General features: G+C 57.9%; 13 protein-coding genes. 5 read left to right on the forward strand and 8 right to left on the reverse strand.

All coding sequences use genetic code 11. The features are described from left to right. Nucleotides 1-41: 41 nt before the first annotated feature. Nucleotides 42-707 carry a tRNA (5-methylaminomethyl-2-thiouridine)(34)-methyltransferase MnmC2 gene (mnmC2, locus tag ACRZ96_RS14930; RefSeq protein ID WP_480814792.1) on the forward strand — a complete coding sequence of 222 codons (666 nt, stop codon included), beginning with the start codon at nt 42-44 and terminating at the stop codon, nt 705-707. Beyond that, the gene (locus ACRZ96_RS14935; protein WP_170596824.1) at nt 704-1,582 is read left to right on the forward strand and encodes a DMT family transporter; all 879 of its coding nucleotides are present in this window, start codon (nt 704-706) and stop codon (nt 1,580-1,582) included. The genes mnmC2 and ACRZ96_RS14935 overlap by 4 nt, the downstream gene beginning before the upstream one ends. Here the strand turns inward: ACRZ96_RS14935 and ACRZ96_RS14940 are convergent. Beyond that, nucleotides 1,547-3,520: a lytic transglycosylase domain-containing protein gene (locus ACRZ96_RS14940; RefSeq protein WP_170625801.1), complete on the reverse strand. Its 1,974-nt coding sequence runs from the start codon at nt 3,518-3,520 to the stop codon at nt 1,547-1,549. The genes ACRZ96_RS14935 and ACRZ96_RS14940 overlap by 36 nt on opposite strands. A 123-nt stretch (nt 3,521-3,643) precedes the next feature. Between ACRZ96_RS14940 and dapA the strand changes: the two genes are divergently transcribed. Then, nucleotides 3,644-4,516 carry a 4-hydroxy-tetrahydrodipicolinate synthase gene (gene dapA, locus ACRZ96_RS14945; RefSeq protein WP_170406596.1) on the forward strand — a complete coding sequence of 291 codons (873 nt, stop codon included), beginning with the start codon at nt 3,644-3,646 and terminating at the stop codon, nt 4,514-4,516. 132 nt (nt 4,517-4,648) lie between these two features. On the opposite strand, the gene ACRZ96_RS14950 is transcribed toward dapA, so the two are convergent. The 5 genes from ACRZ96_RS14950 to pdxR all read right to left on the reverse strand — a co-directional run bounded on the left by ACRZ96_RS14950 (nt 4,649) and on the right by pdxR (nt 12,723). Next, nucleotides 4,649-5,536, reverse strand: coding sequence for a dimethyl sulfoxide reductase anchor subunit family protein (locus ACRZ96_RS14950; RefSeq protein WP_480814793.1), 888 nt, complete (start codon nt 5,534-5,536; stop codon nt 4,649-4,651). Continuing rightward, on the reverse strand, nt 5,536-6,285 hold the full coding sequence (locus ACRZ96_RS14955) for a 4Fe-4S dicluster domain-containing protein (RefSeq protein ID WP_170514754.1): 750 nt from the start codon (nt 6,283-6,285) through the stop codon (nt 5,536-5,538). Before ACRZ96_RS14955 ends, ACRZ96_RS14950 begins: the two co-directional genes overlap by 1 nt. 91 nt (nt 6,286-6,376) lie before the next feature. Then, the gene (locus tag ACRZ96_RS14960) at nt 6,377-9,193 is read right to left on the reverse strand and encodes a molybdopterin oxidoreductase family protein (RefSeq protein WP_480705807.1); all 2,817 of its coding nucleotides are present in this window, start codon (nt 9,191-9,193) and stop codon (nt 6,377-6,379) included. Nucleotides 9,194-9,362: 169 nt separating this feature from the next. Then, nucleotides 9,363-11,138, reverse strand: coding sequence for a sulfoacetaldehyde acetyltransferase (gene xsc, locus ACRZ96_RS14965; RefSeq protein ID WP_170425785.1), 1,776 nt, complete (start codon nt 11,136-11,138; stop codon nt 9,363-9,365). Between the two features lie 124 nt (nt 11,139-11,262). After that, the gene (gene pdxR, locus ACRZ96_RS14970; protein ID WP_170398719.1) at nt 11,263-12,723 is read right to left on the reverse strand and encodes a MocR-like pyridoxine biosynthesis transcription factor PdxR; all 1,461 of its coding nucleotides are present in this window, start codon (nt 12,721-12,723) and stop codon (nt 11,263-11,265) included. Nucleotides 12,724-12,869: 146 nt separating this feature from the next. Between pdxR and ACRZ96_RS14975 the strand changes: the two genes are divergently transcribed. Further along, complete coding sequence (locus tag ACRZ96_RS14975) at nt 12,870-13,178, forward strand: ArsR/SmtB family transcription factor (RefSeq protein ID WP_170398716.1); 309 nt, start codon at nt 12,870-12,872, stop codon at nt 13,176-13,178. After that, nucleotides 13,171-14,202 (forward strand): permease, encoded by a 1,032-nt coding sequence (locus tag ACRZ96_RS14980; protein ID WP_480705804.1) that lies wholly within the window; start codon nt 13,171-13,173, stop codon nt 14,200-14,202. Before ACRZ96_RS14975 ends, ACRZ96_RS14980 begins: the two co-directional genes overlap by 8 nt. Nucleotides 14,203-14,246: 44 nt before the next feature. Here the strand turns inward: ACRZ96_RS14980 and ACRZ96_RS14985 are convergent, their stop codons facing one another. After that, complete coding sequence (locus ACRZ96_RS14985; protein ID WP_170398710.1) at nt 14,247-14,636, reverse strand: hypothetical protein; 390 nt, start codon at nt 14,634-14,636, stop codon at nt 14,247-14,249. Nucleotides 14,637-14,690: 54 nt separating this feature from the next. Further along, complete coding sequence (locus tag ACRZ96_RS14990; protein WP_170398707.1) at nt 14,691-15,452, reverse strand: DUF1013 domain-containing protein; 762 nt, start codon at nt 15,450-15,452, stop codon at nt 14,691-14,693. Between the last annotated feature and the right edge of the window lie 42 nt (nt 15,453-15,494).

A 15,494-nucleotide genomic window follows, 5' to 3' on the forward strand; every position in this document is an offset into this window, starting at 1 on the left:
TCGTTGTTCAGTGTCGCGCCGCTTAGCTACAGGATTCCCCGATGGCAGACCAGCGTGCCGAACTTACTTGGTCGGAAGACCAGATCCCGGTCTCGGATCGGTTCGATGACCCCTATTACTCGTTGCAGAACGGGTTAGAGGAAACGCGTCATGTGTTTCTGGCAGGCAACGATCTGCCATCGCGCTTTGTACCGGGGTTTCACATCGCTGAACTGGGCTTTGGCACAGGGCTGAATCTGTTGACCGCGTGGTCGGCGTGGGAAGCAGCAGGGCAGACTACACCTTTACGGTTCACCAGCTTCGAGGCCTTTCCGATGGCGCCTGACGATATGGCGCGTGCTTTAGCCGCCTTCCCCGAGATGACACCGTGGGCCGATCGCTTTCTGAAAACATGGAATGGGCAGAAATGCGTGCTGGACACGTTGCATCTTGAGGTCATGGTCGGAGACGCGCGCCAGACCTTGCCCACATGGGCAGGTGAGGCAGATGTGTGGTTTCTGGATGGCTTCTCACCCGCAAAAAACCCCGAGCTGTGGGAGGCTGAACTGATGCAGCAGGTGGCGGAGCACACGATTCAAGGCGGTACAGCGGCAACCTATACTGCCGCGGGTTTCGTGCGTCGGGGCCTATCCGACGCAGGTTTTGATGTTACCCGCAGCCCCGGCTTTGGCCGTAAACGGCACATGACCCGGGCGGTGAAGCAATGAGCCAGAAGAACAACGTCAACGCCGGTATAGCGCTTATGGTCAGCGCGACGATCGTGTTTGCTTTGCAGGATGGGATTTCGCGCCATCTGGCCGGTACCTACAATACGTATATGGTGGTGATGATCCGGTACTGGTTCTTTGCCGCATTCGTGATTGCTCTGGCTGCGAGATCTAGCGGAGGTTTGCGGGCGGCGGCGCAAACCAGCCAGTTGGGACTCCAGATATTCCGGGGTGTGTTACTGGCCGCAGAAATTTGTGTCGCCGTTTTCAGCTTTACCATTCTGGGCTTGATTGAAAGCCAGGCCGTTTTCATCAGCTATCCGCTGCTGATCGCTGCCCTCAGCGGTCCGGTTCTGGGTGAGAAAGTCGGCTGGCGTCGCTGGGCCGCCATCGGGGTCGGCTGCATCGGGGTGTTGATCATCCTGCAGCCCGGTGCCGGTGTGTTCAACCCTTGGGCTGTGATCCCGCTGATCTCGGCGTTTATGTTCGCGATTTATGGCCTACTGACACGGTATGCGGCTCGGCGGGACAGTACTGCGACCAGTTTTTTCTGGACTGGGGTGGCTGGTGCAGTCGCAATGACTGCTGTTGGTGTCTGGTTTTGGGAACCCATGGCCAGCAGCGATTGGTTTTGGATGGGGTTGCTTTGCATCGCAGGCGCTCTGGGACACTGGCTATTGATTAAGTGCTACGAAATGGCAGAGGCCAGCGCCGTGCAACCCTTTGCCTATTTCCATCTGATGTGGAGCGCAATTCTGGGCATCACGATCTTCCACGAGACGCTGCGCCCCGAGGTTGTTCTGGGCGCAGCTTTGGTGATCGCGGCGGGCCTGTTCACCTTATGGCGCGAACGACGAAAGGGTCGAACCGGTTAGTTCCTTTGAGAATGGCACTGGTAAAGCTGGCTGCCCAAGCCGAGCGCGATAGACCGGCAGGCTTTCGGCGACACGCATGACATAGTTGCGCGTCTCCTTGAAAGGAATGGTCTCGATCCAGTCGATCACGTCCACCTGGCCCCGGCGCGGGTCGCCATAGCGTTCCATCCACGAAATCGGCCGTCTTGGCCCCGCGTTATATCCAGCGGCCATCATCACGACATTGCCGTTGAAGTCCTCTGCAAGCGTTGCAAGATAATTCGCCCCCAGCTTTGCGTTATATTGCCAGTCCGAGGTTAGGCGCGCGGTTTTATGGCCACCCAGAATACCCAAATCCTGAGCCACAAGTTTGGCGGTAGCGGGCATGACCTGCATCAAACCGCGCGCGCCTGCGCCACTGATGACTACCGGATCGAACTCACTTTCGCGTCGGGCAATTGCCAGCGTCATTTCCTTCGCCATGGGAAGTCCCATATCTGCGACCGGGTGCACTGGGTAATAGGCGGCAGGCAAAACAACACCGGTTGTTGCCGCGCGCTTGGCGATCATGACGGCCAGATGCGGTTCGTTCAGTTCGATCACCAGGTCACCCAGCTGAGCGGCCTGGGTTTGATCGAGACCTTCCACCAAATGGGTTAGAAACCGTTCTGAAAGGTTTCCCTCTCCTGCGCGCTGCAACAGCAATCCAGCCTCCAACACGCTTGAGTCAGCGAATGCGGCTTGTTTCCAATGCGGCGCGCGGCGTGGGTTGGCCAATTCGCTGTCAAACGGACGGCCGATTTGTTCCGCCGCCAGCAACCCGTAGAACGAGGTCTGATAGTTCGCGCCTTCGGCATAAGCCTCGTGCGCCTTGTCAGCATCCCCCTGCGCCGCATAGGCGCGGCCCAGCCAATATCCACCGCGACCCTTCGAAATCGGCGATTGCACCGCCTCCGAGAAATTCTGGAAATGCCGCACCGCCGTGGCCGGATCATTCAGCTTGCGCAGCGCCAGAAATCCCGAGAGCCACTCCAAATCAGCATAGCCATAGCCCATTTCGGGGGTCATGTGGTGATTGGCGGCAATCGCATAGGCGCGTTCGGCATCTCCCGTGCGCATCTCAAGACGTGCCAGTCTGCGTCGCCCTTCCGCCCATTTGTCGGGTTCACCCAGCGATTTTGGTCCGGTCGAGCGTGCCAACATCAGATCAATGGCGCTGTCGTCCAGTTCTTTGCGATCCCGCCACACGAAACGATCAAATGCCAGGCCAGGGTCTTTGGCCAGTGATTCCGGCACTGCGGCGACTTTGCCGTCCACTCCGTTTTCGCGCTTTTGCAGGGCAATGCGCGCCTCGGCCAGTTTGCGCTGATCAGAGTTGACCAGGGGCAGCATCCGCCCGGCGCTGACCAGATGCCCATCCCACAACATCCGATCCAACCTGGCCTCGTGATGTGGTCTCAGAAGTTTCCCGAAGTTCTCAAGATAATCCTTTTGCAGGCCCGACCCCATCGGCATGGTCCGCCAAGCGGTTACGACGTCGGCTTCTGCTTCACCATTGCGGCCTTGGCTTTTCAAAGCCACGGCATAATTCAAAGCACCTTCTGCTGTTTGCGGAGGCATCCCTTCGTAGAATTTCAGAACTCGATTCGGATCGGCCCCGGTGAATGATGGCTCGCTTTTACGGCGCAGCCAGGCCAAACCGGGCCAATCCGGGCGCCGCTCAAGAAACACCAGCACATCGCCTGAGCTGCCAAAACCTTCGCGTAGCCAATGCCAGACAATAATGTCACGCGCCACCGATCCACGCTGGCCTGCAACGCGCAGCGCGGCATTCCAATCGCCCTTGCGCATCTCATAGAGCCCCGCGCGCAAATCCTGCGTCGCATCCGCCCGAGTGGCATGCGGCTGTAGCATCAGCGCCAGAATCATCGCTATTCCAAGCGACAGAATACGTCTCATCCCTTGCATTCCCCAACAAACCAAGGATACAGCCATGCAGGATAAACCTTGCGCCGCCGGGATCAACTCACAAACCCTTAATCGTGACAGACCGGTGCGCAAAAAACACCTAAGGAGCGTTCCATGTTTAAAGGCTCAATGCCAGCCCTGGTCACCCCGTTCAGCAACGGCGCGTTGGACCTGGAAACGCTCAAACACCTGGTGGAATGGCAAATACAGCAAGGTTCGACCGGTCTGGTTCCGGTTGGTACGACCGGCGAAAGCCCGACCCTCAGCCATGAAGAACATGAAACGGTTATCGCCGAAGTGGTGAAGGCTGCAGCAGGTCGCGTGCCTGTCATCGCAGGCGCGGGCTCTAACAATACTGTCGAGGCAATTCGGTTTGTTCAGTTTGCGCAAAAAATCGGTGCGGATGCGGCGCTGGTCGTAACCCCCTATTACAACAAGCCGACCCAGAAGGGGCTGCTGGCGCATTTCCAAACTCTGCATGACAGCGCCGATATCCCGATCATCATCTACAACATCCCGGGTCGTTCGGTCATCGACATGACTCCTGCAACGATGGGTGAGTTGGCGAAACTGCCGCGCATCATCGGGGTCAAGGACGCGACCGGAGATCTGGCGCGCGTCAGCCAGCAGCGTGCAAGCTGTGGTGCGGATTTCTGCCAGCTATCCGGGGAAGACGCGACTGCACTGGGCTTCAACGCTCATGGCGGAGTGGGCTGCATCTCGGTCACCGCAAACGTGGCTCCGAAGCTCTGTGCTGAATTCCAGCAGGCAACGCTGAATGGCGACTACGAAATGGCGCTGGAGTATCAGGACCGCCTGATGCCCCTGCACGAAGCGATCTTCATCGAGCCCGGTCTGGTCGGCGCAAAATACGCGCTCAGCAAACTTGGCCTGTGTAGCACCGAAGTGCGCTCGCCTCTGACCGAGCTGGAAGACAGCACCAAAGCTGCGATCGAAGCAGCAATGGCGCATGCTGGATTAATCTGAAATCAATATACGGACTCGTAAGGGCGGTCTCGAAGATCGAGTGCCGCCCTTTTTAATTCGGGATCCAAACTTCGTCTGGCCAAAAATATCTCGGGGGAGGCGCGGCTTGCCGCGACGGGGGCAGAGCCCCCATCAACGCTTGCCGTAGTACAACCCAACCACATGCTCTGCTTGCGCGAAGAACAACCAGCGTGAAACAGCAACGCCGGTGACATGCGACAACACCGCCACAAGCGCAAAGACATGCTTGATCAGTAAGCCGCCAAAGGGGATCAGAAGCAGCAGTAAAGGCAGCACAAAAGCCAGACCAAAAGATATCATCCGTAGTTTCTGCGCATGCTTCCGACCGACCACATGCACAAACTCACGCAGCAGATAGTTTGTACCTGTATGAGGTGGTTCGAATGCGCGGACAGCGCCTCGCTCACCAAGCCCTGTCGCGGTTGCCAGCGTGGTTCCCGATCGGGACAACGCACCGTCGCCCTTGGCCCAATAGGCAAGCTGTACGGCACCGGCAATAGCCAGCAACCAAGGGGCAAGCGCTTCAGCTCCGGCCAACAAAGCCCCGCCTGCGACGCTGAACGACAAGAACATGGCCGGTGTCAGGTTCATGTTCCAGCGAGGGATGGTCTTGAGCTGCGTGTAGATCATCGATGTGGTGAAGACCGTGGCCAGCGAGAATGCCGTGCCGATCCAGCCTAGCACACCCCAGCGTTGGCCTAGAAAGACCGCACCAATAGCATAAAGCCCCATGACAAGCAGCGCGATGACCGCGCACCAGCCCTCGCGGCTGAGCCAGCTTGAGCGCCACTGGGTGAAGGCTTTCCAGGCGCGCTCTGGGTGGCCGAGGTGGAAGGTCGACGCGAGCAAACCGCCGACGGACAAGCCATAGGCAATTGCGAAAAACACAAACGCGACCCAGCCCGAGACGTCAGGTATGCCGAGCCCCAGGAAGAACAAGAGTCCAAATCCGAGGCCGGACAGGGTGGTAAAGATGATAACGGAAGGTGCCGGGTGCATCAGAGCTTCTCCAGGGTTTTGTCGAGCCAGCCGAGGAAACCCTTGGGCTCTTCGGCGACCGGGGCCAGCAGAGGGGCCAGGATGTCAATTTGCTCCTCAATTTTGTCCTTGGGTCGGGGCGGCAGGTACTTGTTGACGGGTTTGGTGCCCTGTTCAGGCATCAGGTCCATGCCGCCACGTTCGACGACCAGCTTGCTGACATCACTGCCAGGGTCGCCGAGATCGCCAAAATGCCGAGCACCCGCCGGGCAGGTGCGCACACAAGAAGGCACACGATCCACCTCGGGTAGGTTCTCGTTGTAAATCCGATCGACGCAAAGCGTGCATTTCTTCATTACGCCTTCGGCCTGATCCAGCTCGCGCGCGCCATAGGGACAGGACCATGCGCACAGGCCGCAGCCGATACAGTCACTTTCGTTGACCAGAACGATGCCGTCCTCGACCCGCTTGTAGCTGGCACCGGTGGGGCAGACGGTCACGCAGGGTGCGTCTTCACAATGCAGGCAGGATTTTGGGAAGTGGATCAATTGGGCATGCCCTTCGGCGGGTTGCACCTCGTAAGAGTGCACCCGGTTCAGGAAGGTGCCTGAAGGGTCAGCACCATAAGCATCCTGATCCGACAGTGGCGCGCCGTAGTTTTCGGTGTTCCAGCCTTTGCATGAAATGACGCAGGCATGGCAGCCAACGCAGGTATCCAGATCAATGACCAGACCCATCTTGCGTTCGGTTGATTGGGGGAGCTGGGTCATGACTGCCTTGCCTCTGCGATTGTGGTCAGGGCGGGCTGGGGCTCTGCCCCAGACCCCGAGATATTTATAGCCAGATGAAGAACGGATCGGGTCATTTGCCCACCTTCCAGGCCAAATCCTTTGGCCCTTGCCCGACCGGCGATTTGATTGGAGCGAATTCTGGCTGGCTTTCAGCATCGCTTGGAGCGGCGGCCTTTTCGATTTTTACCTTCAGATCGAACCAGGCGGCCTGACCGGTGATCGGATCAGAGTTTGCCCAGCGCAGGCCGTCACCTTTGGGGGGCAGCAGCTCGTGGATCAGGTGGTTGAGCAGGAAACCCTTGGTGGCCTCGGGGGCGTCTTTCTGCAAGGCCCAGGCCCCTTTGCGCTTTCCGATGGCATTCCAAGTCCACACGGTATTGTTGTTCAGCGCAGCCATCTCCATGACGGGTACCGTGATCTCGCCATGTGGAGAGCTGACTTTGGCCCAATCGCCGTCTTGCAGCCCGTGTTCACGCATCAGCTTGGTCGGGACGTATAGCGGGTTGCGCCCATGCAGCTGACGCAACCAGGCGTTTTGTGTGCCCCAACTATGATACATCGCCATTGGCCGCTGGGTCAGAGCGTTGACGGTGAAGCCTTCATTGCCGGTCTGATCGGTTTCGTACCAAATGGGCAGGGGGTCCATTGTATCTTGGATCTGCGCGCGCAGGTGATCTGGGGGCTGGCGTTCCCCGTAGCCTTCGGCGGCCAGTTGGAATTTACGCATCGGCTCGGAATAGAGCTGGAATAGATAGGGCTGTGGGCTGTCATAGATACCCATGCCCACAGCCCAGTCTTGATAGGCAGTGTTCCAAGGTTTGTAGTAATCCGCACCTTCGGGAATATGCGCGACATAGAAGCCACCATTCTCGATGTATTGGTTCAATTGGTCGGGGTTAACCTCGCCACGACCTTCCTTGTCGCCGTTTTCGCCCCGGAAACCGGCAAGCGGTCCAATCCCCGGCTTGCGTTCGTGGTTGACGATATAGTCGGCGTAATCCGTCCACTTGGCGCTGCCATCATCGTTGGTAAAGCCGGGCAGGCCCATGCGGTTGGCCAGATCGATCAGAACCGACTGGAAGCCGCGTACGTCGCGGTCGGGTTCAATCACCGGCCAGCGGATCGCGTCTGCCGCTGCCTCGGCCTCGCAGATCGGGCGGTCCAGTAGCGAGATACAGTCGTGTCGTTCCAGATAGGTTGTATCGGGCAGGATAAGGTCGGCATAGGCCACCATTTCCGAGGAATAAGCATCGGAATAGATGATATGCGGGATCACGTAGTCGCCGTTCTCATCCTTGTCCGTCAGCATGTCCATGACACCCTTGGTGTTCATCGTCGAATTCCAGGACATGTTGGCCATGTACATGAACAACGTATCGATCTTGTAGGGATCGCCTGCATGGGCATTCGAGATCACCATGTGCATCAGCCCGTGGCTGGACATCGGGTTTTCCCATGTAAACGCTTTGTCGATCCGCGCCGGGCTGCCGTCTTCTTTCAGCGCCAGATGCTCGGGGCCGCGAACAAACCCCAGATGCGGCCCGTCCAGCGGTGTATTCGGCGTCACCTTACAATGCGGAGTCGGATGCGCCTCAACTGGCTTGGGGTAGGGCGGCTTGAAGCGGAAGCCGCCGGGGACTTCGACCGTTCCAAGCAGGATCTGCAATACATGTAGGGCGCGGCAGGTCTGGAAACCATTGGCATGGGCTGAGACACCACGCATCGAGTGCATCGCGACGGGGCGACCAATCATCTTCGAGTGCTTCTCGCCCCGGAAATCGGTCCATTCATGGTCCAGTTCGAACGCTTCATCAAAGGCCACACGGGCGAGCTCGCCAGCAATCGCGCGAATGCGGGTCGCCGGTACGCCGCATTTATCTGCGATTGCCTCGGGGGCGTATTCATCCGCCAGATACCGTTCTGCCATGTGGTGGAAGACGGGGCGGTGGGTGACACCGTCCTTTTCGTAGGTCGCTGATAGGTCAGGGCGGACGCCGGGGGTGTCGAAAGCAGTCAGCTTGCCGGTATTGCGGTCGATGACCAATGGCTTGCCGTCATGGTCTTTCAGGAACAGACCCTTTTCCGGACCGTCGGATGCGTTGATCAGGACCGGCGCGTTGGTGTAGCGACTTAGGTAATCCAGATCGATTTTGCCTGCCTTCATCAGCACATGGATCATCGACAAGATGAACAGGCCATCGGTACCGGGGGTGATGCCGACCCAATCATCTGCCACGGCGTTATAGCCCGAGCGGATCGGATTTACCCCAATCACACGGGCACCGCGCGCCTTGATCTTGCCGATGCCCATTTTAATCGGGTTGCTGTCGTGGTCTTCTGCCACGCCGAACAGCATGAACAGCTTGGTGTGATCCCAGTCGGGCTGACCGAATTCCCAGAATGCACCGCCCATCGTGTAGATGCCACCGGCTGCCATGTTGACCGAACAGAACCCGCCATGGGCCGCATAGTTACAGGTGCCGAAATTCTGTGCCCAGAAACTGGTGAAGCTCTGGCTCTGATCACGGCCGGTGAAAAAGGCCAGTTTCTCAGGATTGTCTTCGCGGATCGGTTTTAGCCAACCGACAGCGATCTCGAGCGCCTCGTCCCAACTGATCTCTTCGAACTCGCCAGACCCACGCGGGCCGACGCGTTTGAGCGGTGCGCGTAGGCGCGACGGGGCGTTCACCTGCATAATCCCCGCGCTGCCTTTGGCGCAGAGAACGCCCTTGTTTACCGGATGATCCCGATTGCCTTCGATATAGGCGACCTTCCCATCCTTCATGTGCACGTTGATACCGCAGCGGCAGGCACACATATAGCACGTGGTCCGGCGGATCTCGTCTGACACGGGTGGGGATAGGTTGAGGTTCGGTTGTTGATTCACGCTGTCTCTCCCTGTGGCGGATCGCCTTGGTACCTGTACGTGTTGAACACACTGGAGCGTAAGCACACCGGGCTCAACCATATAGAGGAAGAGAGTGCAGGCACCCCCTTCCTCTGCTTTTTTTAAGGGGACCGGTTGAACCCGGTCCGACTTATGTTTTTGACAGCAATCAAACCTGCTGCAGACGCATGTCGCTTGCGTCGATACCTGCAACCTCAACCGGCTTCTTCATCGCGTCGCGACGGAAGGGTTCACCCAGTTCCTGATTGATCATTGCTTCGATCAGGGTGGTGATGCCGTTCTTCTGATCCTCGATCGCCTGGCTCAGCGCCGCCGTCAGCTCATCCTGAGTGCGTGCGATGACGCCTTTCAGGCCACAGGCGTTGGCGATGCCGGCATAGGACACTTTTGTGTCCAACTCGGTGCCGACGAAGTTGTCATCGAACCACAGGGTCGAGTTGCGCTTTTCCGCACCCCACTGGTAGTTGCGGAACACAACCTGAGTGATGGCTGGCCATTCTTCGCGACCGATGGCGGTCAGTTCAGTGACTGCAATGCCAAAGGCACCGTCGCCAGAGAAGCCGACAACTGGTACATCCGGGCAGCCGATCTTCGCGCCAATGACCGAAGGCAGACCATAGCCACAGGGGCCGAACAGGCCGGGGGCCAGATACTTGCGGCCTTCTTCAAACGAAGGATAGGCGTTGCCGATGGCGCAGTTGTTGCCGATGTCGGACGAGATGATCGCCTCTTTCGGCAGCGCGGACTGGATCGCGCGCCATGCTTTGCGCGGGCTCAGCCAGTCCGGCTTGGCAGCGCGCGCGCGTTCGTTCCACGTGGTGCCCGGATCGTCCTGCTCGTGGTCCATCGAGGTCAACTCTTGCGCCCAACGCGATTTGGTTTCGGCGATCTTAGCCTTGCGCGCGTCGCGGCCTTCGTCACCGGCTGTGTCGGACAGTTGGTTCAGGATGCTGGTGGCAACGCTCGCCGCATCGCCCACGATACCAACCGAAACCTTCTTGGTCAGGCCGATGCGGTCGGGGTTGATGTCGACCTGAATGATCTTTGCATCTGCAGGCCAGTACTCCATGCCGTAGCCTGGAAGGGTCGAGAACGGGTTCAGGCGTGTACCGAGGCACAGAACAACGTCTGCTTCCTTGATCAGCTGCATACCGGCTTTTGAGCCGTTATAGCCCAGCGGGCCAGCGAACAGTGGGTGCGAGCCGGGGAAAGCGTCATTGTGCTGGTAGCCAACGCAAACCGGAGCGTCCAGACGCTCGGCCAGTGCTTTCGACGCTTCGATGCCGCCTTTCGACAGAACGGTGCCTGCACCGTTCAGGATAACGGGGTTCTTTGCGTTCGACAGCAGAGCGGCAGCTTCGGATACGGCCGATGCACCACCCGAAGGCAGTTCAAACTCAACAACAGCAGGCAGCTCGATGTCGATCACCTGAGTGAAGAAGTCGCGCGGAACGTTGATCTGCGCAGGTGCCGAAGCGCGCTTGGCGTTCATGATTACGCGGCTCAGAACCTCGGCCATACGGCTGGGGTCACGCACCTCTTCCTGGTAGCAAACGCAGTCTGCGAACATGCGCATCTGCTCCATTTCCTGGAATCCACCTTGACCCATGGTCTTGTTTGCGGCCTGCGGAGTGACCAGCAGCAGCGGAGTGTGGTTCCAATAGGCAGTTTTGACGGCGGTCACAAAATTGGTGATGCCGGGGCCGTTCTGGGCGATCATCATCGACATCTTGCCGGTTGCGCGGGTGTAGCCGTCAGCCATCATGCCGCCGGACCCTTCGTGGGCACAATCCCAGAAAGTGATGCCTGCTTTGCCAAAGATGTCGGAGATCGGCATCATGGCCGAGCCGATGATACCGAACGCATGTTCGATGCCATGCATCTGCAGGGTTTTTACAAAGGCTTCTTCAGTGGTCATCTTCATCTGCGTAATCTCCGATCATAGAAGGATGGAACGGGGGTTTTGCACCCAGTTTTCTGATCGGTTTTGGCGTACGGGTGTCTGTGGCGTTAGGGCCAGAACCGGTAGCGGTTTAAGTCCAGAGTGCTTAAGAACGCCGGATCGCTTCAGCAATCTGTTGGATTCCCGGTTCGATACGATCCGACGAGATTGAAGAGTAGCCCAGCCGATAAAAGTTCTTTGGCCTGTTCTGGCTTGAAAAAAATGCCTCACCCGGTTCGATATGGACGCTTTGGCGCTGCAGGTCTCGGGCCAGTTTGCTGGTGTCTACATGCAGCGGCGCTTGCATCCAGATCGATGATCCGCCCAGCATCCCGCGCCCAGCAACAGTCAGACCATATTGTCCAATCGCCTCCTCAATCGCTTCGCGACGGCGTTGCAGCGTTTTAGACATGCGCCGGATCTGAGCATCATAGTGGCCGAGCGATAGGAAGTAGGCTGCGGTTCGCTGCATGTGGCCAGGAGGGTGACGCAAGACCAGAGATCGCAGGGCGCGCGCTTCACGGATAAAGGGTTCGGACCCGACCATGTAGCCCAATCGAAGCCCCGGAAACAGCGACTTGGAAAAGCTGCCCACGTAGATCACCCGCCCATCGCGATCCATTGACCTGAGCGCCGGTGACGGGGCTCCGAGAAATGACATTTCAAATTCATAGTCATCCTCGACGATCATGGCATCCAATTCGCGGGCACGACGCAGCAGTGCATGTCGGCGGTCCACCGGCATGGTCGCGGTTGTCGGGCTCTGGTGGCTGGGGGTGGTGAATATGACGTCGGTATCGTCAGGGATTGTTTCCGGGGGCAACCCGTCCCGGTCGACCTTCAGATAAGACAGCTTGCATTCCGAGTGAATCAGAAGATCGCGCAGGGCGTAATAGCAGGGGTCCTCGATCGCTGCCCTACGGTTCCGGTTCAGCAATATGCGAGACGCCAGCCAAAGGGCGTTCTGAGCGCCCAGGGTGATCAAGATTTCTTCGGGCCGGGCTACAATTCCACGGCGGGGAAGAGTATGCCGGGCGATGAATTCAAGCAGCAGCGGGTCATCTTGATCGACATAGTCCCCGGTCAGAGAATCAAAGTCCTTATGTCCCAACGCCCGAACTGCGCAGAGACGCCAGTTTGCATGATCGAACAGCTTTCTGTCGACTTGGCCATAAATGAAGGGATAGCGGTAGTCACGCCAGTTGCTGGGTTTTGTCAGCACATCACCGCCCGAGAAACGGCGAGCAAACGCCTGATCCCAGTCAACCACTTCGGTGTCGCGCCGCACTGGCGTGTAGGTCGGCGGCACTGGCGCATTTTCGGAAACATAGTATCCCGACCGGCCTTTGGCGGTCAGGTAATCATTGGCCAGCAGTTCAGTATAGGCAAGCGTGACCGTAATCCGGCTGACACCCAAATGGGCAGCAAGTTTACGGGACGAGGGCAGCTTTTCCCCGACGTGGAAGCGTCCTGACAGAATGCCTTCGGCAATCAGCTGTTGCAGCTGCGCCTGTAAGGTGCCTTGCCCATTGCGTTCCAAAAAGAATGTGTCGACCGAAATACCCATTGCATCGTTATAGGTTGGACCTAAGGCGGTGGCAATCTGGACTTATGGCCCTGCGAACCATGTTGGGAGTTTTACGCACACGTGTGGTTGACGCAGGATACGAATTAAACTAAATAACCAGTAATCTAGTTTAATGGAGGTAAAGGATGTGGGAAGAAGCTGCCGCAGGTTTCTCTGCCATGGGCTCGGAAGCCCGATTGAAGGTTCTTAAGACCTTGGTTCGTGCTGGGGAAGCAGGCCTGACCGTTGGAGAAATTCAAACGAGGACAGGAATCGCGCCCTCGACTCTGGCGCATCATCTGCGGTTTCTGGCTGCTGGCGGAGTAGTTGAGCAAGAGAAGATCGGGCGTAGCACGATCAACCGCGCGTGCTTTGACGAATTGAGAAACCTGGCGCAGTTCATCCTTAGTGAATGCTGCGCAGACGAAATCGGAAAGGCCGCAAACGATGGCTGAACTGACCCAAAACCCCAAGCCACTTTCCAGAAACCTGATCGACCTGATCAAAACGCCCTGGGCTCTGATCGTGGTCATACTGGCACTGGTGGCCATTCTTGATCCGGGCAACTGGACCGAGGTTGTGAGTTTTGCCGCCAAAGCGCTTGCGCATACGGGCCAGTACATCCTGTTTGCTGTTCTGCTGCTATCATACCTGAAGGCAACCGGGGCCGAAGTCATGGTCGCCCGCGCATTTGAGGGTCGCGAGACACGGATGATCTTTCTGGCCGCGTTGTTTGGCGGGCTGGCCCCATTTTGTTCCTGCGAAGTGATCCCATTCATCGCGGGATTGCTGGCTCTGGGTGCGCCATTGTCGGCCGTGATGGCATTCTGGCTCAGTTCACCGTTGATCGACCCCCCGACGTTGCTGATTACTGCGGGTGCGCTGGGTTGGCCGTTTGCAATTGGTAAAGCGGTTGCTGCTGTCGCGTTGGGTTTGTTCGGCGGGTTTGCCGTGCGCACCCTGATGCGGGGAGGTGCCTTTGCGCAGCCGTTGCGTGAATACAAACCCGCTGGTTGCTGCGGTTGCGGACCAAAGCAAGATGACAAACCCGTCTGGAAGTTCTGGCAAGACCCTGACCGTCGGACGCGCTTTCGGGTTGAGTTCGTTCACAATGGCCTGTTCCTGCTCAAATGGCTGGCATTTGCCTACGTGCTCGAAGCATTGCTGGTCAGCTATGTTCCGGCAGACCTGATCGCCCGCGTTGTTGGTGGTGAGGGTGTTGTGCCAATTGTCATCGCTGCCTTGGTCGGAATGCCTGCCTATCTGAACTCCTACGTCGCACCACCGCTTCTTGCGGGTCTGATGGAGCAGGGTATGAGTGCGGGTGCTGCGATGTCGTTCATGGTGGCCGGCGCCGTCAGTTCGATACCTGCGATGGCGGCCGTGTGGTCACTGGTGAAACCGCGCGTCTTTGCCACCTATCTGGGATTGGGCATCAGCGGCGCTATCGTAGCAGGCATCCTGTTTCAGATGATCTGAACAAAAAAAACCGCCCGGTTGAGCCATCGGGCGGTTTTGCTTTTCTAGCTCGCTTCGCAATATCGTGGCAGTTTGAACCGATACCTTGGCTCTCCACTTTCAACGAAAACCCGTTTCTCGATACAGGCTTGGGTTCCAACTGTCTGAGCAATCGGCCCTTCGGTCGAGGTGATTGATGCTGCTGAGCCATCCGGCAAGCGCACCGAAGCAATGACCCCGTTCTTGAGATCGCCATTGATCGGTGTCGCCGACAAAACCGCGACGGTGAGAAACGCCTCGTGCTCGTGCTTGCCGTCGTCATTCAGCAACAGCAAGCCAGCGACTATCGCAATCATCACTACGGCACCTGTAATGGCCAACCACCAGGATTTCAGGAACACATAGATTGAAACGGCACGATGCGCGTCGAAGAATAAGGATAGAACCTTTAGCATCAAATCACCCAAAAAATCGGGTCCCGGCTATTCGAGGCCGGGACCATGCGCATCTCAGGGGCGCAGATCGTCTTCGTCTTCTTCATCACCACCACCCTTGGGCAGGTTGAAGAAGCTATCCGCATCGACGATGGGCTCTTCGTCTTCCTTCTCGTTGGTGTCCTCGGACAACGAGAATGTCTCGAGACCTTCGATCGCGGTCGGGATCTTGGGCGCTGAATCCATCTCAAGCGACTGTTCGGTCGAGACCAGTTTGCGACGCTCATCATCGCTCATCACGCCACCTTCGGCTGCTTTCTTGGCCGCGGCCTTTTGCACGATGGCATCCAGTTCGGATTGTTTGCACAGACCCAGGGCAACCGGATCGATCGGCTGCATGTTCGAGATGTTCCAGTGCGTCCGCTCGCGGATCGACTGGATGGTCGGCTTGGTGGTGCCGACCAGCTTGGCAATCTGGCCGTCGCTGAGTTCCGGGTGGAACTTGACCAGCCACAGGATCGAGTTCGGACGGTCCTGACGCTTGGACAGCGGGGTGTAGCGCGGACCACGGCGTTTCTCTTCGCCTGATGCCGCCGGATTGAATTTCAGCTTCAGCTTGTGCAGCGGGTTGTTTTGCGCGGTGTCAATTTCTTCCTGAGTCAGCTGGTTGTTGGCAATCGGGTCAAACCCTTTGACACCTGCAGCCACATCACCATCCGCAATACCCTGCACTTCCAGCTCGTGCATGCCTACGAAATCCGCGATCTGCTTGAAGCTGATCGTGGTGTTGTCCACCAGCCATACGGCGGTTGCCTTGGCCATAAGCGGTTTTGCCATCAGCCCGTCTCCTATAAATACATCTGTCCCGTCGCCGGAATT

Source organism: Ruegeria sp. CF1 (assembly GCF_056537445.1).

Coding starts and splice junctions, on each gene's coding strand:
- pdxR (WP_170398719.1), bottom strand. CDS start 12,723: ATGGGTATTTCGGTCGACACATTCTTTTTGGAACGCAATGGGCAAGGC.
- ACRZ96_RS14935 (WP_170596824.1), top strand. CDS start 704: ATGAGCCAGAAGAACAACGTCAACGCCGGTATAGCGCTTATGGTCAGC.
- ACRZ96_RS14975 (WP_170398716.1), top strand. CDS start 12,870: ATGTGGGAAGAAGCTGCCGCAGGTTTCTCTGCCATGGGCTCGGAAGCC.
- ACRZ96_RS14985 (WP_170398710.1), bottom strand. CDS start 14,636: ATGCTAAAGGTTCTATCCTTATTCTTCGACGCGCATCGTGCCGTTTCA.
- ACRZ96_RS14950 (WP_480814793.1), bottom strand. CDS start 5,536: ATGCACCCGGCACCTTCCGTTATCATCTTTACCACCCTGTCCGGCCTC.
- mnmC2 (WP_480814792.1), top strand. CDS start 42: ATGGCAGACCAGCGTGCCGAACTTACTTGGTCGGAAGACCAGATCCCG.
- ACRZ96_RS14980 (WP_480705804.1), top strand. CDS start 13,171: ATGGCTGAACTGACCCAAAACCCCAAGCCACTTTCCAGAAACCTGATC.
- xsc (WP_170425785.1), bottom strand. CDS start 11,138: ATGAAGATGACCACTGAAGAAGCCTTTGTAAAAACCCTGCAGATGCAT.
- ACRZ96_RS14955 (WP_170514754.1), bottom strand. CDS start 6,285: ATGACCCAGCTCCCCCAATCAACCGAACGCAAGATGGGTCTGGTCATT.
- ACRZ96_RS14940 (WP_170625801.1), bottom strand. CDS start 3,520: ATGAGACGTATTCTGTCGCTTGGAATAGCGATGATTCTGGCGCTGATG.
- ACRZ96_RS14990 (WP_170398707.1), bottom strand. CDS start 15,452: ATGGCAAAACCGCTTATGGCCAAGGCAACCGCCGTATGGCTGGTGGAC.
- dapA (WP_170406596.1), top strand. CDS start 3,644: ATGTTTAAAGGCTCAATGCCAGCCCTGGTCACCCCGTTCAGCAACGGC.